Annotated in this window: 17 protein-coding genes; 8 read left to right on the forward strand and 9 right to left on the reverse strand. The window is 73.8% G+C overall.

Features of this window, described 5'->3' with window-relative positions:
* Nucleotides 1-344 precede the first annotated feature (344 nt).
* Both ACZ466_RS14730 and ACZ466_RS14735 read left to right on the forward strand, forming a co-directional pair.
* On the forward strand, nucleotides 345-1,589 hold the full coding sequence (locus ACZ466_RS14730; RefSeq protein ID WP_464043676.1) for a hypothetical protein: 1,245 nt from the start codon (nucleotides 345-347) through the stop codon (nucleotides 1,587-1,589).
* Entirely contained in the window at nucleotides 1,589-2,206 is a 618-nt protein-coding gene (locus tag ACZ466_RS14735; protein WP_378284655.1) for a hypothetical protein, read from the forward strand. Before ACZ466_RS14730 ends, ACZ466_RS14735 begins: the two co-directional genes overlap by 1 nt.
* On the opposite strand, the gene ACZ466_RS14740 is transcribed toward ACZ466_RS14735, so the two are convergent.
* Nucleotides 2,151-4,376 carry an ATP-binding protein gene (locus ACZ466_RS14740; RefSeq protein WP_378284656.1) on the reverse strand — a complete coding sequence of 742 codons (2,226 nt, stop codon included), beginning with the start codon at nucleotides 4,374-4,376 and terminating at the stop codon, nucleotides 2,151-2,153. The genes ACZ466_RS14735 and ACZ466_RS14740 overlap by 56 nt on opposite strands.
* An 847-nt stretch (nucleotides 4,377-5,223) precedes the next feature.
* Here ACZ466_RS14740 and ACZ466_RS14745 point away from each other — a divergent pair.
* Both ACZ466_RS14745 and ACZ466_RS14750 read left to right on the forward strand, forming a co-directional pair.
* Nucleotides 5,224-5,658 (forward strand): hypothetical protein, encoded by a 435-nt coding sequence (locus ACZ466_RS14745; protein WP_378284657.1) that lies wholly within the window; start codon nucleotides 5,224-5,226, stop codon nucleotides 5,656-5,658.
* Between the two features lie 28 nt (nucleotides 5,659-5,686).
* Nucleotides 5,687-6,220, forward strand: a complete 534-nt coding sequence (locus tag ACZ466_RS14750; RefSeq protein ID WP_378284658.1) for a hypothetical protein — start codon at nucleotides 5,687-5,689, stop codon at nucleotides 6,218-6,220.
* Here ACZ466_RS14750 and ACZ466_RS14755 read toward each other — a convergent pair.
* On the reverse strand, nucleotides 6,217-6,600 hold the full coding sequence (locus tag ACZ466_RS14755) for a hypothetical protein (protein ID WP_378284659.1): 384 nt from the start codon (nucleotides 6,598-6,600) through the stop codon (nucleotides 6,217-6,219). The two genes, ACZ466_RS14750 and ACZ466_RS14755, sit on opposite strands and share 4 nt — an antisense overlap.
* Before the next feature lie 156 nt (nucleotides 6,601-6,756).
* On the opposite strand from ACZ466_RS14755, the gene ACZ466_RS14760 reads away from it, so the two are divergent.
* Together ACZ466_RS14760 and ACZ466_RS14765 are read left to right on the forward strand one after the other, a co-directional pair.
* A complete protein-coding gene (locus tag ACZ466_RS14760) occupies nucleotides 6,757-7,881 on the forward strand; it encodes a sensor histidine kinase (RefSeq protein WP_378284660.1) in 1,125 nt (374 codons plus the stop codon).
* Nucleotides 7,878-8,480, forward strand: a complete 603-nt coding sequence (locus tag ACZ466_RS14765; protein ID WP_378284662.1) for a response regulator transcription factor — start codon at nucleotides 7,878-7,880, stop codon at nucleotides 8,478-8,480. The genes ACZ466_RS14760 and ACZ466_RS14765 overlap by 4 nt, the downstream gene beginning before the upstream one ends.
* On the opposite strand, the gene ACZ466_RS14770 is transcribed toward ACZ466_RS14765, so the two are convergent.
* From ACZ466_RS14770 to ACZ466_RS14790, 5 genes are all read right to left on the reverse strand, one after another.
* The gene (locus ACZ466_RS14770; protein ID WP_378284663.1) at nucleotides 8,477-9,460 is read right to left on the reverse strand and encodes a DUF418 domain-containing protein; all 984 of its coding nucleotides are present in this window, start codon (nucleotides 9,458-9,460) and stop codon (nucleotides 8,477-8,479) included. The two genes, ACZ466_RS14765 and ACZ466_RS14770, sit on opposite strands and share 4 nt — an antisense overlap.
* Nucleotides 9,461-9,491: 31 nt before the next feature.
* A complete protein-coding gene (locus ACZ466_RS14775; protein WP_378284664.1) occupies nucleotides 9,492-10,844 on the reverse strand; it encodes a serine/threonine-protein kinase in 1,353 nt (450 codons plus the stop codon).
* Nucleotides 10,845-10,857: 13 nt separating this feature from the next.
* Complete coding sequence (locus ACZ466_RS14780) at nucleotides 10,858-13,065, reverse strand: protein kinase domain-containing protein (RefSeq protein WP_378284665.1); 2,208 nt, start codon at nucleotides 13,063-13,065, stop codon at nucleotides 10,858-10,860.
* A 260-nt stretch (nucleotides 13,066-13,325) separates the two neighbouring features.
* Nucleotides 13,326-14,594, reverse strand: coding sequence for a PP2C family protein-serine/threonine phosphatase (locus ACZ466_RS14785; protein WP_378284666.1), 1,269 nt, complete (start codon nucleotides 14,592-14,594; stop codon nucleotides 13,326-13,328).
* Between the two features lie 54 nt (nucleotides 14,595-14,648).
* A complete protein-coding gene (locus tag ACZ466_RS14790) occupies nucleotides 14,649-15,470 on the reverse strand; it encodes an STAS domain-containing protein (protein ID WP_378284686.1) in 822 nt (273 codons plus the stop codon).
* A gap of 754 nt (nucleotides 15,471-16,224) precedes the next feature.
* Between ACZ466_RS14790 and ACZ466_RS14795 the strand changes: the two genes are divergently transcribed.
* Complete coding sequence (locus tag ACZ466_RS14795) at nucleotides 16,225-17,214, forward strand: serine hydrolase (protein WP_378284667.1); 990 nt, start codon at nucleotides 16,225-16,227, stop codon at nucleotides 17,212-17,214.
* Between the two features lie 35 nt (nucleotides 17,215-17,249).
* Here the strand turns inward: ACZ466_RS14795 and ACZ466_RS14800 are convergent, their stop codons facing one another.
* On the reverse strand, nucleotides 17,250-18,440 hold the full coding sequence (locus tag ACZ466_RS14800) for an ROK family protein (RefSeq protein WP_378284668.1): 1,191 nt from the start codon (nucleotides 18,438-18,440) through the stop codon (nucleotides 17,250-17,252).
* A gap of 63 nt (nucleotides 18,441-18,503) precedes the next feature.
* On the opposite strand from ACZ466_RS14800, the gene ACZ466_RS14805 reads away from it, so the two are divergent.
* The gene (locus ACZ466_RS14805; protein ID WP_378284669.1) at nucleotides 18,504-19,664 is read left to right on the forward strand and encodes an MFS transporter; all 1,161 of its coding nucleotides are present in this window, start codon (nucleotides 18,504-18,506) and stop codon (nucleotides 19,662-19,664) included.
* On the opposite strand, the gene ACZ466_RS14810 is transcribed toward ACZ466_RS14805, so the two are convergent.
* Nucleotides 19,661-22,552 carry an ATP-binding protein gene (locus ACZ466_RS14810; RefSeq protein WP_378284670.1) on the reverse strand — a complete coding sequence of 964 codons (2,892 nt, stop codon included), beginning with the start codon at nucleotides 22,550-22,552 and terminating at the stop codon, nucleotides 19,661-19,663. The genes ACZ466_RS14805 and ACZ466_RS14810 overlap by 4 nt on opposite strands.
* Between the last annotated feature and the right edge of the window lie 60 nt (nucleotides 22,553-22,612).

Raw genomic sequence — 22,612 nt, forward strand, 5'->3', positions numbered from 1 at the left:
GGATACTGCAAGATTTCGTCAAGGCACTTCACCGACGCTCGATTCCGTGGCGGATCATTCGCCCCGTGGTAAGGGCACGGGGCACCCGCACGGCACACGGGGGTTGGTCGACGGGGATGTCAGCTTCGAATGGCTCCGAAGTCCGCATCGGACAGGCCCGAACCGGTGGGCCGCCCAGGGCTTCGCGATCATCCACGGCTCTGAGCGGCCCCCGCTGTTCGACGGTCGGGAGCGTGGTCCGGCAACGCTCGGATGGAACGGAGCCGCCGCGACCGCGGCGATCTCACCGGCATTTCGCGTCCGAGCGCCGTCCGAAGCGGCAGCGACCTGCCAAGGAGGCTGAAGTGCACTGTTCCGCGGACGAGTGGATACCTGGACCGTTCGACCTGAACGCGTCCAAGGGATCAACTGTTCCCGTCCAACGCAAAGTCCTCGCCGTCGCCCACCATCTCACGGCGGCGACGCGGTTGGCGGACATTCTGCCATTGCTGGAAAGCGACCGGCGGGTCGTCGTCGCGTACACAGCGGCGCCGGCGTCCATCTTCACCGGTGGGCTGACGGAATTCCTCCAAGGGCTCGGAGGGGTGGTCCTGCCCTGGCCGCAGGCGATTCGCTCCAGCTTCGACCTGGCCGTCGCCGCGAGCCACGGCATGCTGGAGAAACTGCACGCGCCGGTCATGACCGTGCCGCACGGTTCGGGTCCGGGCAAGCTCCTTCACCGAGCCGAGGGGTTCGGTCCCACTGCTTCTCGTCCCGTCACCGGTCTCATTCGTGAACGGCTCGTCGTCGCCGGACGCGTAGTCCCCTCGTCGGTCGCCATGGCGCATGAGCGGCACCAGGCCATGCTGGAAAGGGAATGTCCCGAGGCGCTGCCGGTGAGCTTCGTCGCGGGAGATCCGTGCCTGGACAGGCTGCTGGCGAGCCTTCCCCGGCGGGACGCGTACCGCCGCGCCCTGGGCGTGGACGGCACTCAGCAGCTCGTCTTCGTGAGCTCCACCTGGGACACGGACTCGCTGCTGGGCCGGCATCCCGACCTGCTCCTGCGCGTCGCGGCCGAACTGCCGCGGGACGGGTACAGAATCGTCGCCGCCCTGCATCCCCATGTCTGGGCCTGGTACGGAAAACGGCAGGTCACATCCTGGTACGCGGACAGCATGCGGCTGGGGGTGCGGCTTCTTCCTCCTGAGGAAGGATGGCGGGCGGCCCTCGTCGCCGCCGACCGGATCATCGGTGACCACGGCTCCGTGACCAGTTATGGCGCCGCGCTCGGCGTTCCGGTGCTCCTCGGCGCCTTCCCCGAGGACAGCGTGGCGCCCGGGTCGCACACCGCCAGGCTCGGCACGATCGCCGCGCGGGTCGATTGGAACCGTCCGCTGCGCCCGCAGCTCGACGACGCCGTACACGCCTTCTCCGCCGACAGGTATGCCGATTTCCGGCTGGATCTCAGCTCCAGACCCGGTGAGGCGGCCGGACTCATCCGCCGGGAGATGTATCGGCTCATGCGGCTGCCGGACCGGCAGGACCCGCCTGAGGTGGTCCCGGTGCCGATGCCGCGGCCGATCGCGCACGACGGCAGCGAGGCGGCCTGATGGGCGGGGACACCTCGCTGGTGAGGATTCGGGACGTGTGCCGCCGGCGCGATGTGCTCCGCGTTCGGGGAGCGGAGCGTCTGCGGGTGGACGCGGGACAGGGATCGGGGATGCTCGTCGAGCTTCGCCGCCGACCCGCCGCACTGCCGGACGAGCGGCTCCCGGTCGTGCCGGAGGGGCGTCCCTTCGTGGACGAGCATCTCGTGGCCGGCACCAGCGAGCGTTCGCCGGCGTGGCTGTCGTGCGCGGATGTGATCGTTCGCCGGTACAGCAACCGGGAACCGGCGCCGGGTGTCGTGGACGACCTCCGCGGCCGCTTCCCGGGCTGCCTCGTCATGGCCCTGACCCCGGACGGGCGTGGCCACGCCGTAGTGGCCACCGCGTCCGGCTGGCGGGCTCGGCTCGTTCCCGTTCGGCCCGCGTCGTGCCTCGAGGAGCACGTGCTGTCGTATGTGTCGGCGATCCACGCCTGGATCACCGCGGGATGGCCGCCGGAAGCGCTCACCGCGGCGCGGCTGACCGTAACCTACGGGTGTGCGGCGGCGCCGGCAGCCGTACGGGTCATCCCCGAGAAGGATGGGGAGGATCGTCGGGACGCTCATGCCCGGGTGGGATAGCGGGAAGCTCGGCGAGCCTGGCCTCGACCTCGCGGGACTGCGGTGCGTCGAGCGCGGTGTAGATGTCCAACGCCTTCTGCAGAAGGAGGCGTTCGGTCTCCCGGTCGCTATGCCGTACCGCCACGTCGGCCAGGGCGTGCAGGACGTTCGCCTCTTCCTGCCGCGCCCCGGCCCGGCGCGCCGCCACCAGGGCCTCCCTGAGGGTCGTGGCGGCGTCGGCGGGCTCGTCCGCCCGTAGGCGGGCTCGCCCAAGGCAACCGAGTGTGCGGGCTTGGTGGTACAGCTCGTCGGTGCCGGTGAAGTAACGCAGCGCGTGGTCAAGGCTGTCGATCGCCTCGGCGTGCCGGCCGAGCACGCTGAGCGTCTGACCGATGTGGCGCCGCATGAGCGCGACCCCTCGCGGACGGCCGAGTTCGGCGTGCAGGTCCCGCGCCAGGGTGAACAGTTCGAGTGCGCGCGCATCGGCACCGGCGGCCTGCTCAGCGAGGCCGAGGCCCTCGAGTGCGGAGGCCTCACCGATCCGATGGCCGGCGCGCCGCTCCAGGTCGAGCGCCGCCTGGAAATGCTCCCGCGCGGCGGAGTAGTCCCGCAGGTTGTGGTGGGCCATGCCCAACCCTTCCAGCATCCGGGCGCGGGCCGGGAGATCGGCGCAGGCTTCGGCTGCCGCCAGGCCGAGTTGATGCACCTGGATCCACACCTGGTAGTACCTGCGGTGCAGGAGCAACGACCACATCGCCTCGCAGATCTCCCACGCCAGGGTGTGCGCCTCCAGGGCATGCGCCTGCTGGGCCACGGCCACGAGGTTGGGCTGCTCGCGCTCCAGCCATGCCAGGGCCTGCGAACGCTCGGTGAATCTCCCCTGGTCTTCACTACCGGCTCGGTGTTCAGCCTGGTAGTGGACGCCGAGGCGCCAGCGGCCGGGGAGGAGGAGAAGATCGGCCGCCACTGCCGTCCGCAGGTACCAGTCCGCGAGGCGCGCGAACGCGGCGTTCCGTTCGCCGTCCGAGTCCAGTTCCTCGGCCTTGGCGCGCGCGTGGAGCCGTACCAGATCGTGGAACCGGTACCGGTCGGTCGACTCCTCCGCCAGAAGGCTGACGTCGACCAGGCCGTCCAGCAGCTCGACGGTGCGGTCGTGTTCGCCGCCCAGCAGGGCCGCGGCGGCCTCGATGTCGAAGTGTGGCCCGGGATGGGTGCCCAGCAAGCGGTAGGCGCGCGCGTGCGCCTCGTTGAGTGCCCGGTAGGAGGCGTTGAACACTGCCATCACCGACATGTCCCCTTCCTCCGTGTCCCCTTCACCGGTGCGCAGTTGGTCGAGCCGACGCGCCTCGTCACCGAGCTCGTCGACCACGCGGGCGATCGGCCAGCGCCGGCGTGCGGCCAGTCGCGCCCCGGACGCGCAGACCGCCAGCGGCAGCAGGCCGCACAGCCGCACCAGGGAGCGGGCCTGCTCGCGTTCGGCCCCGATGCGCTCCGGGCCGATGATGTGGCCCAGCAGCTCCAGCGCACCCGGCACTCCCAGCGGGTGGAGGTCCAGGAAGCGGGCGCCGTCCACCAGCAGCCCCGACAGCTGCCGCCTGGTCGTCACCACGACGAGTGCGGGCCCGGCGCCGGGCAGCAGGGGGCGCACCTGGGCCGCCGACACCACGTTGTCGAGCATGATGATCAGTCGCCGCCCGGTGGTCACGGAGCGGAACAGCGCCGCCTGCTCGTCGATCTCGGGGGGAATGCCGTCGGCGCTCGCGCCCAGCGCCCGCAGAAAACGTTCCAAAGGTTCGGTGGGCGGCAGCGGCTCGCCCCCGGAGAACCCTCGCATGTCGACGAACAGCTGCCCTTCGTAGCCGGCCTTGACCTGGTGCAGCCAGTGCAGGGCCAGCGTTGTCTTGCCGACGCCGCCCGGCCCCGCGATCACGACCAGGCCGCCGTCCCCGGCGCCTCCGGCCCGATGGCTCAGCCGCCGGAGTTCCTCCAGCTCGGCGCGGCGGTCGGCGAAGAGTCCGGGCGGCGGTAGCTGCGCGGGAGCCGGCGGCAGCCCCCTGTCCGGGGCCGAGATGTGGATGCCGCCCTCGATGTTCCTGGCCTGGACGGCCGATCCCGCTATCAAGCCGGTCAGCTCGTTACTCCAGGGCCCCCTGACTCTTCCGTCGTTGAACGACTCCACCGTCCGTCCCATCACTCGTTTCGGCAGCGCCGGCTCGACCGAAAAGACACCCGAATGCCCGCACCCGACTCCACTCCGCACCATCATGCAACACTGAACACATTCGAGTAAAATGTAGTCATTACCAAAGTCACCCAAGGTGATAAGGCATGGCACTCTGTCGCAGGCGGTGCACGGTGATCCATATGCGCATTGCCGCCGGCGGCGCGTCGACCTCGCATGGGGGCGCGAGGGCGGGCACGGGCGCGGGGCACGGCCCCCAGTTCTTGATCAACAGATACGACCCCAGAAGGGTGCCGGAGATCATCTCGCCGCCCTCACCTCTGGACGCCGGCAGCGGACGGCGGAAATGCGAATGGACTGCTCAGGGTCGGCCGACACATCAGAGATTCGAGCGCACCCGTACGCGGAATGGATGTTGGCGCACCCTCGATGATGCCGAAGACCGCAATGACAACAACCCACGGCCTCGAGACAGAAAGGAGGATAGCCGAAGAAGTTCCGCAGCACGCCGCGTTTCCGAGGGCGAGGGCGGAGATCCCCCGGGAAGACGGTTCGTCACCCATTCGCGGATATCTACCGGATGCGGCGCGTTTCCGATCCCTGTTGTTTGTTCCAATTGCCGAGCATGTCCCTTTACCTGGAAGATTGCGTTCTGATGCCGTTCACCGCGCCAGTGTGGCGGCCTCTAGGTGAGGGGGCTATAGGAGTACGTGGTACCCGGGGCCGTGCCGTCGGCGCGGTGCCGGGCATTCGATGAATCCACGGCCGTACCGCCGAGCGGGCCTCCAGCCCTCGCGGCGGAGGCGGTGATCCCCACCGCGCCGCGGCCGCCGGCCCCTCACGTTCGGAGTGATCGATGGCAGACCCGTTGACCCTGGCGATCGCCGCGGCGGCGGCCGGCAAGGCGGTCGAGCTCACCGGCCAGCCCGTCAAGGACGGCATCCTCGCGCTCGGCCGGAAGGTGCGCGGCCGGTTCCGTGGCCGGCCCGACGACGAGGAGGCGCTGAGCGGCGCCATCGCCGACCCCGGCGACGACGCCCGGATCGCCAGGCTGGCCGAGGTCCTGCGCCGTGTGATGGAGGAGGACCCGGGGTTCGCCGACGACCTCGAGGAGGCGCGCCTGCGCGCGATGGAGGAGGACCCCCGGTTCCGCACCGAGGTCCACAACCGCCTCTCGCAGACGCGGTCCGAGACGACGGTGGCCGACGACGGCGTCAGCATCGTGTTCAACGGGTCGGCCGACAAGTCCATCCAGGTCAGGGACGTGCACGGCGGGCTCACCATCAACTGACGGGCGGCCGGGTCGTAGACTCCGGCCCATGCGGCGTGTCAGCAGCACGGTGGTCGCGGTGGCGGGGGCGGGCGCGGAACGGGTCGTGGCCGGTCTGGGCGGCCTGCACAACGTGCGGGCCGTGGTGGCCGGTGAACGCGGGGCCGCCGGGGTGACCGAACAGGTCGCGCATTCCTCGGCCACGTACGTGGTGCACGACGGCGATCCGCTGGCCGCGGTCGGGGACGCGTGGGTGGAGTACTTCGACCAGGCTGCGGCACCGGGCGGGCTCGAAGTGGCGATCGAGGCGGCCCTGGCCGAGCTGCGCTCGCAGCGGGCCGTGCTCCCGGACTACTACGTGGTGCTCGATCCCGAGGAGATGCCGGAGACGCGGCGTCACTGGTGGCTGGGCGTGCTGGCCGGGGCGGCGCCCGCACGGGTCGTGCCGGCGCACGCGACCGCGGCGGCCGTACGAGACGTCCTGTCGCACCTGACCGCCGGCCGCTGGTGGCCCGACGATCTGGACGGGTGGCTGCGCGCCCTGCCCACGGTCGTTCCGGACCAGGTGGGCGTACGGCCCTAGTGGGAGTACTCCTCGCGGCGGAGCAGCATGAGGGCGTACATCAGGGGGAGCATCACCACGTGCTCGATCATGAGCAGCGAGCCGGCGGTGATGACGCCCGTCCAGAGCAGTGGGAACAGGGCGAGCGCGGGGACGAACATCGCCCCGGCCATCTCCAGGGTGGGCGTCCAGCGGTGGCCGCGGTAGCGCATCCAGACGATCATGGCGACCGCCATGTCGAAGGCCATCTCCAGGGATACCAGTTCCGGGTGGCGCGCGGCCGAGAGGTTTACGCCCGCGAGCCGCACGGCCCCGCCCAGGACGGCCATGCCGACGAACATGGCGGCGACCATCTCGAGGTAGTGGCGAAAGAAGTGCCGGGTCTCGGTCCGAATCCGCATCGCTGTCCTCCTGTATACGGTGGCGGGGTATCGTTCGGTTCCAGGGTGCGGAACGGGGACGGCCGCCGGTAGTGCCGGATCCGCATGTGCGGGCGTGCGGGGGTCACGTGGTGGCGTGACGGATGTCATGGTCGTGGCTGCTGCGAGAATGGCGGTGTGCCGGATCGTGGGACGGGGCTGGCGGGTCTGCGCCGCTACACGTGGTGGGCGGTGCCGGGCACCACTGCCGCGCTGCTGATCCTGTTCACCGGGGACTGGCTCCTGGATCCAGGGTTGTCCGTCTGGGCGCGTGCCGTCGGGGCGGTGGCGCTGGCGGTGGCGGTGCCCGCGGTCGTGGTGCTGCTCGGCAGGCGGCTGGCGCTCCTGCCGCTGTCCCGGGCGTGGCTGGTCGGCGGGGTGGTCGCGGCGCTCGTGCTCGGGGCCGTCCTGCTGGCCTATGGGGAGTACGGGCTGTGGGCGGTGGCGCCGGCGATGATGGTGGCGATCACCGCGACGTTCCTGGGCACGCGGGCCCGGCTGGTGCTGGTCGGCGTCGCGCTGGCCGTCGCGCCGCTGCCCGGCGGCGCCCTGGTGGTGCTGGACGGCGGGCCGCTCTACGCGTGGCTGTTCCCGCCCGGCCTGGTCGCGTTCACCGTCTGGACGATGCTCGGGCCGCTGTGGGCCTGGGACACCGCGGGTCTGTCGGCGGAGCTGGCGGTGAAGGACGAGCGGCTGCGGTTCGCCGCGGACCTGCATGACATCCAGGGCCACCACCTCCAGGTGATCGCGCTCAAGAGCGAGCTGGCGGCGCGGCTCGTACGGGCCGATCCTGAGCGGGCCGCCGCGGAGATGGAGGAGGTGCGGCGCCTGGCCGCCGACGCGCTCCGCGACACCCGCGCCGTGGTGCAGGGCTACCGGCGTACGACGCTGGACGACGAGATCGCCAACGCCGCCAAGGTCCTGGCCGCGGCCGGCATCGACGCCCGGATGGATCTCGGCCCCGCCGACCCCCTTCCCGCGTCCACCCGGCATCTGCTGGGGCTGGTGATGCGGGAGGCCACCACCAACGTGCTGCGGCACAGCCAGGCTCGGAGCGCCGAGATCGGCTACCGGGTGGGGGGCGGGGTGGCGCGGCTGCGGGTGGTCAACGACGGCGCGTCCCGGCCGGACGCGGCGGACGGCGGCACCGGGCTGCGCACCCTGGCCGGGCGCCTGGACGCGGCCGCGGGCGAGCTGACCTGGCGGCACGACGGCGGCCGTTTCCTGGTCGAGGCGACACTTCCCGCGGAGGGCGGCGAATGATCCGGTTGCTGATCGCCGATGACGAGGATCTTCTGCGGAGCGCGCTGGCGGCGCTGCTGGCGCTGGAGGAGGACCTCACCGTGGTCGCGGAGGCGTCCACGTCGGACGAGGCGGTGCGGCTGGCGCGGCTGCACCGGCCCGACATCGCCGTGCTCGACCTGGAGATGCCGCCGGCCGACGGGTTGCGCGCCGCCGAGGAGATCCTGGACGGGCTGCCCACCCGGATCGTGCTGGTCACGCGGCACGCGCGGCCGGGGGTGCTGCGGCGGGCGCTGGCGGCGGGGGTGCGCGGGTTCGTCCCGAAGACGACGTCCGCGACCCGGCTGGCGGAGATCATCCGGAATGTGGCGGCGGGCCGCCGGTACGTGGACCCCGAGATCGCCGCGTCCGCGCTGACCGAGGACGACTGCCCGCTGACCGACCGGGAGCTGCAGGTCCTGCGGGCGTCCAGGACGGGGGCCTCGGTCGGGGAGATCGCGGCCGAGGTCGGGCTGGCGCCCGGGACGGTCCGCAACTACCTGTCGGCGGCCATGGCCAAGCTCGGTGCCTCGTCGCGTCACGCGGCGGCGCACCGGGCCTGGGAGGAGGGCTGGATCTAGCGGCTGATCGGGAGCCGCCGCCAGTAGGTGACGCACCGCCACGCCCATTCCAGCGGGCCGTGGCGGAACGTCCCCAGCCACAGATGGCTGAAGACCGCTTGAACCGCCAGGATGCCGAATCCGAGGAGGGCCGCGAGGCCCCATTCCGTTGAGTGGCGCAGGCCGAGGGCACCGCCGATCGGTACGAACAGCAGCGCGGCGGTGACGTAGTTGGTCAGCGTCATGCGGCCCAGCGGGGCCAGCGTCCGCGACAGGGCGGGCCCGGCGGGGGTGCGCAGCGCCAGCAGGAACAGCACCATGTAGCCCGCGGCCATGGACAGCGGGATCAGCATGCCGAGCCGGAGCCGCGCCGCGTCGGGCAGGTCCAGCACGGTCAGCCACCAGGCGAGAGCGCCCGTGACGGCCGCCCCGGCGCCGAGCGCGAGGAGCTGTCCCGTGCGCCGCCGCAGCGTCGCGGGGACGTCCAGTTCGGCGAGCACGAACCCGAGCGCGAACAGCCCCGGCAGCAGTGCGATCCCGCCGGCCCCCACGAACACGCCGGCGGCCGTCAGCACGGACCCGTGCGCCAGCACCGCCCAGCCCTCCACGTAGCTGAGCGGCAGCAGCACCAGCACGCCGGTGACGGCGAACGGAAGCAGCACCTCGCCGGGTTGCAGCAGGTGCAGCAGGACGCCCACGAATCCCAGCGCCGCGAACCGGCGCAGCAGCAGCACGCGCGGCCGCAGCCCGTTCCGCCGGGCCGACCGCAGGAAGAGCCCGAAGCCGATGCCGAACAGCAGGAAGAAGATCGGGTAGAAGCGCCCGAAGAAGAACACCCTGAGCACGCCGGGCAGTTGCCCGGCGTCGTCGAACATCTCCAGGGTCTGGGGGATGTTGATGAAGATGATCCCGCACAGTGCGAAGCCCCGCAGGGCGTCGAGCTCGGCGATCCGCCGCTCCGGCCGTACCGGGCCGCCCTCCGCGTCCTTGACGGTCGACATGCCGCCATGATCACATCCCACGGCCCCGGGCTCATTCGCGGCAGGAGTATTCGAACGTGGCCGAGTCCTGGAGCGCGGGATTGTTCAGGACGGTCAGCGTCGCGGTGAAAGTGCGCTTGCCGGTCCCGTTGATTTCCCACCGGAGGTGGACGGTCGCGCGTTCCCGGCCGTTTTCCATGTCGTGCTGGAGGGGCGGGTCGGGATTCTTGCGGTCGCTGCGTTTCCATTGGTAGAAGATCTGCCCGCCCGCGCCGTTCGTGGTGATCGTTCCGATGACGTCGACCGTGGCGCCGCAGCCCGCTTTCCGGCCGTCGGTGCGCGCGTTCACGTCGGTCACCAGGAATTCGGCCTGACGGTCCCGCTGCAGAGCCCATCCGACCACGGCGGCGATGGCGACGACGCTCAGGAGGATCGTGAGAAGGGACAGCGCGCGGCTCCAGGCGCGGCGCCGTGGCCGTTTTCTGGGCGGGGGCGGGACGTAGCGCGCCCACCCCTCGGGAAGGCCTTCCGACGGATCGCCGATGTCCGGGGCGTCGGTCATGGTCCGCATGGGGTGGGTGGGGGTGACCCCGAGCAGTTCCAGGAGACCGGACGGGGCCGGGCGGGCGCGCGGCGACTTGGCCAGTGCCCTGGCCACGACGGCGCGCAGGGATTCCGGGAGGCCGGTGAGGTCGGGCTCGTCGTAGGTGATGGCGGCGGCCACCGCGGGCAGGGTGGACCCGCCGAAGGGGCGATGGCCGGTGGCGGCGAACACCATCACCCCGCCCCACGCGAACACGTCCGAGGCAGGGCCCGGGTCGGCGCGGAGCTGCTCGGGGGCCATGTAGGCGGGCGTGCCGAGGATCTTGCCGTCCTCGGTGACCCGGGTGGCGCCCGCCGCGCCGGCGATGCCGAAGTCGATCACGCGCGGGCCGGTCCGGGACAGCAGCACGTTGGCGGGCTTGAGGTCGCGGTGGACGATCCCGGCGGAGTGGATCCCGGCGAGGGCCACGGCCATGCTGACGGCGAGCTGCTCCAGGTCCGCGCCGCGCAGCGGCCCGCCCGCGCGGACCGTCCGCTCCAGCGTGGGGCCGTCGATGTACTCGGTGACCAGGTACGGCTCGGCGGCGTCCGGGTCGGCGGCCAGGACCTCGGCCGTGCAGTACCGGGGCACTCGCAGGGCGCTGGCCGCCTCCCGGCGGAACCGGGCCCGGAACGGCTGGTCGGCGGCCAGCTCGGCGCGCACGACCTTGATCGCGACGAGCCGGCCGTCGGGGGCGCGGCCGAAGAACACCCGGCCCATGCCGCCCTCGCCGAGGAAGCCGAGCACCTCGTACGGCCCGATCGACGCGGGGTCGTCCGGGCCGAGAGGCAGCACCTCAGGGGGCAGCTCCTGTTCGTCCATCCGGTGGTGTTCCTCAGTCTCCGGCCGGGGTCGCCTTGGCCTGCGGAGCCGATTCGAGGGCCGGCTCAGGGGCCGCGGTGGACGGCTCGGGGTCGGGCTTGGACGTCACGGGCTCCGGTGACGGCGATGGCGACGGGGACGGGGACGGGGACGGCGTGGGCGACGGCGTGGGGTCGGGCGACGACGGGGGCGCGCCCTTCCCGGGGGTCGACGGTTTGGTCGCGGGCGCGGCCCCCTCGGTCTCGGTGCCCTGCCCCTCACCGCCGTCACCCTCGCCTTCGCCGTCGTCGCCCGTCCCGGTGCCGGTCAGGGTGATGCTCACGGCCCTGCCGCCCGTGTCGCTGGGGATCACCATCGTGGCGGTCTGGCGGCCGGCGGCGCGCGGCGTGAACCGCACGGTGAAGCCGCAGTCTCCGGCGCCGCCCGGGGGCGGGCAGGAGGTCATCGTCACCGCGAACTGCCCGCCTCCGCCGACGACGGTCATCTGCCCCTCGGCGTCGCAGTCCCGCCACGGGTAGGTGAAGTCCTGCGACACGGTGCGGCCGACGGGCGCGGCGCCGAGGTCGCGGGCGGAGGTGTAGGGGAAGCAGTCGGAGGACACGGCGGTGGCGCGCAGCGGGACGGTCACGGCGGGCCTGCCGTTCCGGCCCGGGACGATCAGGGTGCCGGTGGCGCCGGTCACCGCCGCCGTCGGGCTGTAGGCGACGGTGATGGTGCAGGACGTGCCGGACGCGGGCGGGCAGGTGGTCGCCGTCCGCCGGAACGCCCTGGCGCCCTCGACGCGGATGCCGGACGCGTCGAGGCAGCGGTTCCAGGTGACCGGGATGGTCTGGCGGGCCGTCTCGCCCACGCTCACCGTGCCGAACGAGACGGCGGGCCGTGTCACGGGCGGGCAGGCAGGGGGCGGCGGCGGGCGCGTGGACACGACCGGGATGGGCGTCACCCCGCCGGGCAGGCGCCCGTCCTGCGGCGGTGGCGAGGTGCCGTCCGTTTCCGGGGTGGGATCGTCCGGCGGCGTGGACGGCGCCGGCGAGGTCGGGGCCGGTGAGGACGGTCCGGGTGAGGGCGTCCCCGACGGCGGGGCGGGCGCCGTCGGGGACGCGGACGGCGTGGTGAGCGTGACCGGGCTCTTGGTCTCGTCTCCCATGGTGCGCAGGACGAGGGCGACGGTGGCCATGGCGATGACCGCCACGGACGCGACCACCACGGTCGTGAGCACCTGCGTGCGGCCGATCCTGCCCGCGTGCCGCCCGGCGCGGCCCGCGGCGCGTCCGCCGACGGTGCTCTGCCCGACCATGCTGCTCGCGACGCTGCTGCCGCCGCCGCCGGCGGATCCGCCCGCCGCCGTTCCGACCGTGCCGGTGGCGACGGCGAACGGGAAGAGCGCGGCCAGCGCGGCCGCGGCGGACCCCAGCAGGAGGACGCCGCGGCGCTCCCAGTCCTCCCCGTACTCCTCGGCCGCGGCCGCCTCCAGCTCCCGGACGAACTCCGCCGCCTCCGCCGGGCGCAGCGCGGCGTCCTTGGCCATGCCGTGCGCCACCAGGTCGCGCAGCCCCTCGGGGACGGCCTCCACCGGGACGGGCGCGGTGGCGTGCCGGGCCATCACGGCCATGGGGCCGTCGCCGCCGTACGGCGGGCGCCCGGTCACGCACTCGAAGAAGACGCAGGTGGCCGCGTACACGTCGGTGGGCGGGCCCGCGGGCTCGCCGCTCCACTGCTCGGGCGCCATGTAGGCGGGCGTGCCGGTCAGCGCGCCCCGCCCGGCCGGGGTCGCGATCCCGAAGTCGATCAGCTTGCTGGCGCCGTCGGCCTGGACGACGACGTTGGCCGGCTTGTAGTCGCGGTGCACCACGCCCGCCCGGTGCGCGGCGGCGAGGCCGAGCAGCGAGCCCTTGAGCACGACCAGCGCGGCCTCGGGTTCCAGCGGCCGCCCGTGTTCGCGCAGCAGCCGCTCCAGCGAGACGCCCTCGACCGCCTCCATCACGAGCGCGACGCCCTCGGGCCCCTCGACGAGCTCGTAGAGGCGGGCCACGTGGGCGTCGTCGACCGAGGCCATGAGCAGCGCCTCGTCCCGGGTCGGGACGCGGGTCGTCCGCCCGGTCACGTACTTGATCGCGACAACGGGTCCGGTGCCGCCGCGGCGGGCCAGCACGACCCTGCCCTGCGCCCCGGTGCCGAGCACCCCGAGTTCGGTGAACCCGTCCAGCCGCCAGTCGCTCATCCCTCGTCCCCCAGTCGGCGAAGACCACGATCATTTGTCGCGCACGCGTGGAACGTGCGCGTTGATGCGGAAACGGCAGGCCCGGAAAACGAGGGAGTTAAAACGATCTATAACTGCTTTGATATGCCCCGGCTAAGGCCCGCTTTGAGCATCACCAGTGCAGCGGCAATCATTTCCACGGTCAACCCTTTTTGCCTGCTCAGGCCGTTCGGCGTCCACTTTCGGACGTGCGACGCCAATGTCGGTTCTGCCGGGAAAGATCAGGGTCGCCCGGCGAGTGCCCCGGCCCGCTCCTCGGGATAGGGCGTGGGACCGTGCCATTCCAGGAGCAGCACGGTGGCGTCGTCGTTGAGCCACCCTCCGTGGTAGTCCAGATGGTGCCGGATGAGGCGGCGCAGCGTTTCCTGGACGGGCAGCCCGTCGGCGTGGTGCCGGATCAGGAAATCGGTGAAACGGTCCAGCCCGAACTCGCGGCCCTCGCTGCCGCGGGCCTCGGTGATGCCGTCGGTGTAGAGGAGCAGCCGGTCGCCGGGCTCCAGCTGCTCCCGGCACAGCAGCGGGTCCGCCTCCAGGCCCATGCCCATCGGCGGCGCCGGGTCGGGGCACTCCAGCAGGATCACCGTCCGGCCGGAACGGATGATCACCGGTGGATGGTGGCCGCGGCTGATCCAGCCGAGCAGCCCGGTGCCGCAGTCCAGTTCCGCGAGGAGGCCGGTGGCGAACCGGTCCCCGTGGAACCGGGCGTACAGCACCTCCTCGATCCGGGCGGCGGTGCCGGCCAGCCCCTCGCTCTGGCGGCGGTGGTTGCGCCCGGCGGCGACCGCGAGGTTGGCGGTCAGCCCGGCGGCGGCGTCGTGCCCCATCGCGTCGAAGACGCCCATGTGGACGATGTCGCCGGTGAAGCCGTAGTCGAAGGCGTCGCCGCTCACCTCGTAGGCCGGCTCGATCACGGCCCCGATCACCAGGCGGTCGGTGGCGAACGTCGTGGGCGGGATCAGGCGCCACTGCATCTCGGCCGGCACGTTCATCTGGCGGCGCCGCACCAGCCGCGCGTAGGCGTCGCTGACCCCCCGCTTGCTCACCACCAGCAGCGCCACCATGTCCGCGAGGTCCCGCATGTTCCGGGCCGGCTCACCGCCGCCGGGGCCGGGGAGCGCGGTGACGCGCAGGACGCCGAGCCGTTCGGCGCCGTTCAGGAGCGGCATCCAGTACTCGCCGGCACCGCCGGGCGCGGCCGGGGCGGCGGGCGTGATCTGGCCGAGCTGGAACGCGCGGCCCGCCACGGTGCCCTCGACCTGCAGTTCGGCGGGCCGGTCGCCGGCCCCGCGGCCCGCGTCGTACCCGCGCCCGGTCAGCAGGCACAGCACCTCGTCCTGGAGGTCGGAGACGTAGATCTGCACGTCGGTCAGCCCGACGGCGGCGGCGTGCGCGTTCACCAGTTTCGGGAGCTGCTCCAGCGTGGCCAGCCGGGCGGCGCGGAGCAGCCCGGTGAGCATCCGCTCGCGCCCCGGGGCGCTCTCCGTGTCCATCCCGGTCGCCTCCCCCGTCCCGCCCCTACCCGGCCGGGACGCCCCGACGCCTGCTCAGGGGACCGGGCTCAGGGCCGGCGCCGCGGTGGCGGCCAGCAGCCCGCACGACTGGAAGGCCGACCGCAGCCCCTCCCTGTCGACGATCTGCCGCAGCCGCGGCGGCGGGTTCACCAGCGACAGGCAGCCGCCCTCGGCGCAGGCCCGCCAGCGGATCCCCAGCAGGACGGGGAAGGGGTCGCACCGCACCCGGATCCGGTCGTGCATCCGCACTCGCAGGTGGTGGACGTTCTTCTCGATCATCGCCGTCAGCGTCTCGCCCAGCCGGCTCACCGTGACGTCGTCGAGGACGCCGCCCACCTCGACCAGGACGTGGGCGTCGTCGGACTCCGCCGCCGTGAGCGTTAAGTCCGCGTCCGGGAGGTAGGTCGTCAGCCGGGTGTCGTCGGGGTACAGGGCCCGGATCGCGTCCAGCACGCGGCCGGCGCCGCCGATCCCCGTACCGGCGGACCCGTGCACGTGCGCGGCGGCCCCCGTCGCGGGACGGCGGCGCGGCGCCTTCTGCGGCGGTGCGGAGGTGGCGGACATGAGGTCGGGGTGGACCTCAACGATCCCGGCCAGGCCGGTGACCTCCAGGGCGTGCCGGGTGCGCAGCGCGGTCGGCGGCGCCACCACCCTCAGTTCGCGGCCGAGCAGGTTCGCCCGGGTCTGGGTACGGGCCAGCAGGACCAGCCCGGCGGCGTCCAGCAGCACGGTGTCACCGAAGTCGACGACCAGCCCGGCGCGGCCCCGCACCGACGGCGTGGTCAGCGCCTCGGACACCGCCTCCCGGATCGCCGAGTAGTTGTGCCATCCGGTCTCCGGTGGCAGCGCGAGCACGGTGAATCCTCGGGCGTTCCCCGTGCGCAGTCCTGGCACTGCTGTCTTTTTCATCGGTCATTTCTCTGCTCGCTGCGGACAGGGCTGCGGGGGCGGCGTCCGCGTCATGGACACGGGCGCGGCGAGGGGTCGGAGGAGGGCCTTTGGAACGCGTTCCCTTGACGATTCCGTCCAGCCGGGAGAGCGCCAGGCCCGCGATCGTCTCCGCCTCCGGCCGGATGCCGAGGTGCACGCAGCAGCTCCACAGGTCCTCGACGCAGCGGCGCACGGTCTCACGCTCGACGGGCGCATCGGCGAAGTCGGCGCACAGCCCGGCCACCAGGGCGTCGAGCGCCGCTCCGGCCGGCGCCGGCCTCTCCTCACCCTGCACTTCCCCCTCCGATCACGCGTCGGCGCGGCCCCCGGCGCCGCACCGGCCGCCGGGAATCCCGACGTTTGAAAGGTCCTACCCGAATGCGGCAAGGAAAAGAGCGGCCGGCGGCAAAAGTGGGCCATGCCTGCGTCCGCGGTCGGCAATTATGGGGCCTTTTCTGTTGACTGGCCGCGTGGTCATCGCCGCTGCGTTTGGGCGTTGGTCTCCGCGGTTTTGTGCCGTGATGACCGGGGCGCGGCACAGGCGCGGTGCGGCGGGCCCGCCGCTGGGGGCGGGCATGCCCGGCGCATTCCCGCCCGTGGTGCGGACGCCGTGGCGCGGCGGCGGGCGTCCACGAGGGCTAACACGGTGGTAACACCCGTGCGGCGAGACTCCCGGGCCATGAGTCCGTGGACGCCCCGGTGGGCGGAGCCGCCGCGAGGGCCGCGCGTCCTGTACGCGATCATCTCGATGGGGTGCGCGCTGCTCCTGGCGGCGCCCCTGGTGTCCCTGATGATGCATGATGAGGACTTCGCGGCCCGTACCCGTATTGTTCCGATTCCCATGACGACCTCGCGCACCCCCGTTCCCGGCCCGTCCCCGGCGTCGCCCTCGTTCGACGGGGAGCGGCGCGAGGAGCTGACCCGCGCGCTCGACCGGTACCTGGACGGCCGTCCGGGACGGCTGTCGGTGGCGGTGCGCGACCTGGCGACCGGGCTGTCGTACTCCTACAACCCCGAGCACCGGCCCGGCACGGCCAGCGTCGTCAAGGTCGCGATCGTCGCCGCGCTGCTGCTGAAGGCCCAGCGCCAGGACCGCGCCCTGACCGCCGCGGAACGGGCGCTGGCCGAGCGGGCGATCACGGTGAGCGACAACGACGCGGCCACCGCGCTGTGGCACGGGATCGGCGGCGGTCCCGGGCTGGCCCGGGCCGTGAAGAAGCTGGGCCTGCGCCGCACCGAGCCCGGTCCCGGCACGGCCTGGGGCGCGACCACGACCAGCGCGTCCGACCAGGTCCGCCTCATGGCCGCGCTCACCTCCTCCGGCGGCCCGCTCACCGGCGAGCACCGCCGCTACCTCCGCGGCCTGATGGAGGACGTGGTGGAGGAGCAGGCGTGGGGGGTGAGCGCCGCCGCCGGGGAGGGCGGCGACTGCGCGCTGAAGAACGGCTGGCTGCCGCGGGAGGCCGACGGCGGCGCGTGGACGGTCAACTCCGTCGGGCACGTCCGGGACGGCGGCCACGAGTACCTGATCGCGGTGCTGTCCGACCGCCAGTCCTCGATGGGCGCGGGCGTCGCGGCGATCGAGCACGTCACCGAGACCGTCACCCGCGCGCTCGCCGAAGCCTCCGCCGCCGTCCAGACCGAGGGCTCCGGGCGCCACGAAGGCTGACCGCGCGTGCCTCCGCCGCAGGGGTCAGCGCCGGCTCAACTCTCGGTCTCGTCGCTCCAGGACTGGAAGCCGCCGTCGGACAGGACGGCGTCGAAGGCCGCCTCGGCCGCGCCCGTGAGCGGGCTGGCGGGGCCGAGCGCCGAGGGCACCAGCGGCGGCGGGCCGGCGCGGCGGAACCGCATCAGCGCCGCCGTGTAGCCCTCGTCCAGTTCGTCCGGCGCGGTCGCGACCAGGCCGGTGGCCAGCCCGGACAGGGTCACCAGCTCGGGGTCGAGGGCGTTGACGAGCGCGCCCGCGCCCCGTCCCAGGGCACGGGCCGCCTCGCCGACGGCGGCGCGGGCGGCCGGGTCGGAGCGGGCGGCGGCCAGGATCCGTTCGGCCTCGGTACGGGGGTCGCGCGGCTCGGGGCGGCCGAGGGCGCGGGCCATGGCGCGGCCGTCCACGGCCAGGTCCCAGCAACCCCGCGCGCCGCACGGGCAGGACAGGCCGGGGTCGCCGAACGGCATGTGCCCGAACTCGCCGCCGGCCCCGGTGGCGCCCTCGACGGGACGGCCGTCCACGATGAGGATGCCGCCGACGCCGACCTCGACCGTGAGGTGCAGGCTGACCCGGGCGCCCGCCGCCGCTCCGCGCCGCGCCTCCGCGAGCCCGGCCATGGACGCGTCGTTGCCGGCCAGCAGCGGGGTGCCGGGGGCGGCGCGCAGCGGTTCGAGGGCGATGTCGTGCCAGTTCAGGCCGGACGCCTGCACGATCGTGGTGCCGCGCAGCGTGCCCGCCACGGCGACCGACACGGCGCGGATCCGGTGCCCGTGCCGGCGGCGGGCCGCCGCGATCCGCGCGCGGAGCACGCCGAGGACCGCCGGGGCGCCGCCGGGCGGGTTGCGTCCCGCGTCCCCGTCCACGGCCCGGCCGCCGAGTTCGACCGTCGCCGTCCGCCACCGCTCGTGCCCGATGCTCACCGCGCACACCAGCGGGCCGCGCGGATGGGCGGTGAGGGCGGGCGAGGGGCGGCCGCGCCCGCCGGTCTGCGGCGGGACGGTCTCGTCCAGGAGCCGCAGCGCCTTGAGCCGGGCGGTGATCTCGGTGGCCGAGCCGCTGCTGAGGCCCAGCGCCCGTGCCGCGTCCGCCCTGGTCGCGGCGGGGTGCGCGTGCGCGTGCCGCAGCAGGGCCAGCGCGCCCTGGCGGCGCAGGGTGTGCACGCGGTGCGCGGCGGTCTGCTTCTGCATGGTGACAATCCTCGCGCCCCGTTTTATCCTCGCCGAACGAGCATAAACCGTCGAGGTGAGCGCATGCGGCCCTTCCGCACCCCCTACGTCCTCGGCCTGTACGCGGCGATGGGCTGCCTCGGCTACCTGCTGGCCGGGCTCGGCGCGATCCTCCCCGAACTGCGCGCCGAGCGCGGGCTCCCGCGCGGCGAGGCCGCCCTCTACCCGTCCGCGTTCGCGCTCGGCCTGATCACCGTCGGGCTGCTGGGGCACCGCCTGGCCGCGCGGCTGGGCCGGTACGCGCTGCCCGCGTCCCTGGCCGCCCTGGTCGGAGGCGCCGCCGTCCTCGCCCTCGGCGACGGGCGCGCGGGCACCGGCATCGGCGCGCTGATCCTGGGCCTCGGCGGCGCGGGCCTCGTGCAGCTCGTCCCGGCGGCACTGCGCGCGAGCGCGGACGGACGCGGCGCGGCGGGAACGGTCGCTCTCGGGGAGGCCAACGCGGTCTCCAGCGCGGCCTCGGTCCTGGCGCCGCTCATGGTCGGCGCGGCACTGGCGCACGACCTGGGCTGGCGGGCCGCGTTCGCGGGGGTGCCGCTGGCCGCCGCCGCGATCCCGGTCGTTCTGTTGCTGCGGCGGTCCACGGTCGCGGCGACGGCGTCGACGGCGACGGCGCGGGCGGCACCGGCCGCCGGGCGCGCGCCCCGCGCGTTCTGGAGCCGGTGGACGGACCTGGTCCTGGCCGTCGCCGTCGAGTTCTGCGTGCTGTTCTGGGCCGCCGACCTCCTCCACACCGTCAAGGGGATGGCGGCGGGGACGGCCACCACCGCCTCCGCCGCGTTCGTGCTCGGCATGGCGCTCGGACGGGCCGCGGCGGGACGGGCCGTCCGCCTGGGCCGCGACCGCCTGCTGGCCGGCGCCCCCGCCGTGGCCGCCGCCGGGTTCGCGGTGTTCTGGACGGTCCCGGCGCCCGCCGCCGCGCTCGCCGGCCTGCTGGTGACCGGGCTGGGCGTGGCGCTGCTCTACCCGCTGATCCTCGCGCAGGCACTGGAGGCGTGGCCGGGGCAGCCGGTGCGCGCCGCCGCCCGCTGCGCCCTGGCCTCGGGCGTCGCGATCGGCACCGGGCCGCCGCTGCTGGGCGCGCTGGCCGACCTCGCCGGGCTGCGGGCCGCGGCGCTGCTGGCGCCCGCCCTGCTGCTGGTCCTGCTGCTGCGCCGCGTCCTGCCAACGACGCGGAGCCGACGCTAGGGGGCCGGCATCCGGGTGCGGATCTCGTCCTCGGCCTCGGGGTCGTCGAGTTCGCCGTAGGCGGCCAGGCACCATTCCAGTTGGGCGCGGGCCTCCTCGTGGCGGCCCAGGGCCCGGTAGCTGTCGGCCAGGAGGCTGCGGCAGGACGCTCCGGCGGCGAGCGCCTCCTGGGAGTCGAACAGTTCGGCGGCCTTGAGGAGGCGGGGCGCGGCCCGCTTGTGCTCGCCCAGACCTTGGTGGGCGTAGCCCCACTGCTCATGGAAGTACGCCTCGCCGAGGGTGTGCCCTATGGCGTCGGTCAGGTGCAGGCCCTCTTCGCACAGGGCGGGGATCTTCTCGTACGAACCGGCGGTCAGGTACGCGCGGACGACCGTGTAGAGGGCCAGCCCCATGAAGGCGGGGACGCCGATGTCCCTGGCGATGGTGAGGCTTTCGGTGGCGGCCTTGTCCGCCTCCTGGTGGTGGCCCGTCACGCTCAGGACGAGACCGAGAACGCGCAGGCAGGTGAACGCCGCGTACGGGTCCGCGATGTCGCGCGCCAGTTCGAGCCCCCGTTCGGCGTCCCGCCGCGCCGCCTCCAGCCCGCCCAGGGACAGGCTGCCGTACGCGCGCATCCCCAGAGCCCTGGGCAGGTCCCGCGAGTACGGGAGCTCCTCCAGGTCGGCGACGCACGCCTCGACGAGCGGCACCGCGTCCAGGGGCCGCCTCCGGTCGGCGGAGATCACCGTGGCGGCGCGGAGCCTGGCGTGCGCGGCGATCAGCGTGTCGCCCTCCCGGGCGGCCGCCTCCAGCACCGCCCGCCACAGATGCTCGGCCTCGTCGTGGCGGCGGCGCAGGTGCAGGTGGGCGGCCAGGCGCAACACCAGCCCGGTGGCGAGCCGGAAGCGGCCGGCGGCGCAGGCGGAGACGACCGCCGTGCGCAGGTTGGCCAGCTCGCTGTCCAGCCAGGCGGCGGCGTCGGGCTCGATCAGCCGGGCGATCAGGTCGTCGTTCACCACGAGCCGGGGGTGCAGCCGGGTGGGCGCCGGGAAGTACGGGTCGCGCGGCACCCGGGCGTCGGCGGCGTCGGCGAGTTCCAGCCAGCCGAGGGTGAGTCGTTCCAGCGCGGCCTCGCGCTCGGGGTCCTCGGCCAGCCGCTCGGCGGCGTACTCGCGCAGCAGGTCGTGCAGCCGGTAGCGGGGCTGCCCGGCCGCGTCGACGCCGACGGTGATGAGCAGCGACCGGTCCACGAGGCCGTCCACGGCGTCGGCGGCGGCCCGGTCGCCCACCAGCACCTCGATGACCCAGGGCGCGACGTCGTGCGGACCGGCCAGCGCCAGCATCCGGAACGCGCGCCGGGACGGCTCGTCCAGGGACTCGTAGGCGGCCTCGATGTGGGCGCGCACGGCGGTGAGGTGGTCCAGCCTGCGCCCCTCCTCCAGCAGCAGCCCGGCAAGGTGCGCCAGCGGCCAGGACGGGCGGGCCGCGAGCCGGGCGCCCGCGATCCGCACCGCCAGCGGGAAGCCGTCGCAGGCGTGCACGATCCGTTCGGCGGCGGCCGGGTCCGCCGCGACCCGGTCGCGGCCGACGATCCTGGTCAGCATGCGCACGCCCGCGTCGGGCGGCAGCCGCTCCAGGTCGACGAGGTGGGCGCCGTCCGGGCTCGGCGACCGGATCCGGCTGGTGACGATGATGGCGCTGCCGGACGCTCCGGGCAGCAGCGGCAGCACCTGCTCCGGCCCGGCCGCGTCGTCGGCCACCACCAGGACGCGCCGCCCGGCCAGCCGCGACCGGTACAGCGCGGCGCGCTCGTCCAGGGTGTCGGGGATGTCGGACGGGGCCACGCCGACCGCGCGCAGCACCTCGTTCAGCACCACGGCCGGGTCGCGGGGCGCCGACGACGCGCCGGTGAGCTGGAGGTAGAGCTGGCCGTCCGGGAACGACGCGGCCTCCAGGTGCGCGACGTGCACGGCCAGCGCGGTCTTGCCGAGGCCGGGTGCGCCGGTGACGCACACGATGGGCGGGGCGGTCGCCGACGGCGCGAACGACAGCAGCCGCCGGATGCGGCCACATTCGGCCTCCCGCCCGGTGAAGTCCCGGATGTCGGGCGGCAGCTGGCGGGCGAGCGGCGGCGCGAGCAGCGCGGCCGGACGTTTTTGTGCGCGGTGCGCGAGTTCGGGGTCGTCGACCTTCACCCGATGCCACATTCGCTGCAGTTCAGGCCCTGGTTCCGCGCCGGTCTCGTTGACCAGTGTGTTCTGCGCCTCATCGTAGGCCTGTAACGCTTCCGCTTTGTGCCCGGAACGGTACAGCGCAAGCAGCAACCGCGCCCACAGATGCTCGTTCAGCGGTTCTTCCGCCACCCAGGAACGCAGTTCGGGAAGCAATTCGCGATGCCCGCCCAGCACCAGCCTGGCCCGGGCCAGGTCCTCGCGGGCCAGGCGGCGCTCGGCGAGCAGCCCGGTGACGATGCCCGACATCGCGGCCGTGCGGGGCAGGTCCTCCAGCGGCGGAACGCCCCACAGCGCCAGCGCCCGCTCGTACAACTCGGCGGCCAGCGCGTCGTCGCCGCGGCCCGCGGCCTCCCGCGCCTGACCCCCGAGCGCCCGGAAATCCAGCAGGTCAAGGGTGTCGTGGTCGTCCAGCCGCAGCCGGTATCCGCCGTGGCCGGGCGGCAGCCGGGCGGTGGCCAGCAGCCGCCGCACGCCGCTGATGCCGGTCTTGAGCGCCCCCGCCTTGCGGCCGGCGCCCTCGTCCCACAGCAGCTCGCCGAGCTGGTCGGAGGTCAGCGGGCGGTCGGCCTTGAGCAGCAGGACGCAGATCGCGGCGCGCAGCAGCGGCTGCGAGATCGCGATCGGCTCCCCCTCGTCGGAGCGCACGTCCAGCCGCCCGAGAATACGAAAGTCCATGGCCTCTTCATTCGACGCCGGAGTGCCACGGTAAGGGAGGCGGCATGGTGTGGATCAAGC

This window comes from Actinomadura rugatobispora, assembly GCF_055379765.1.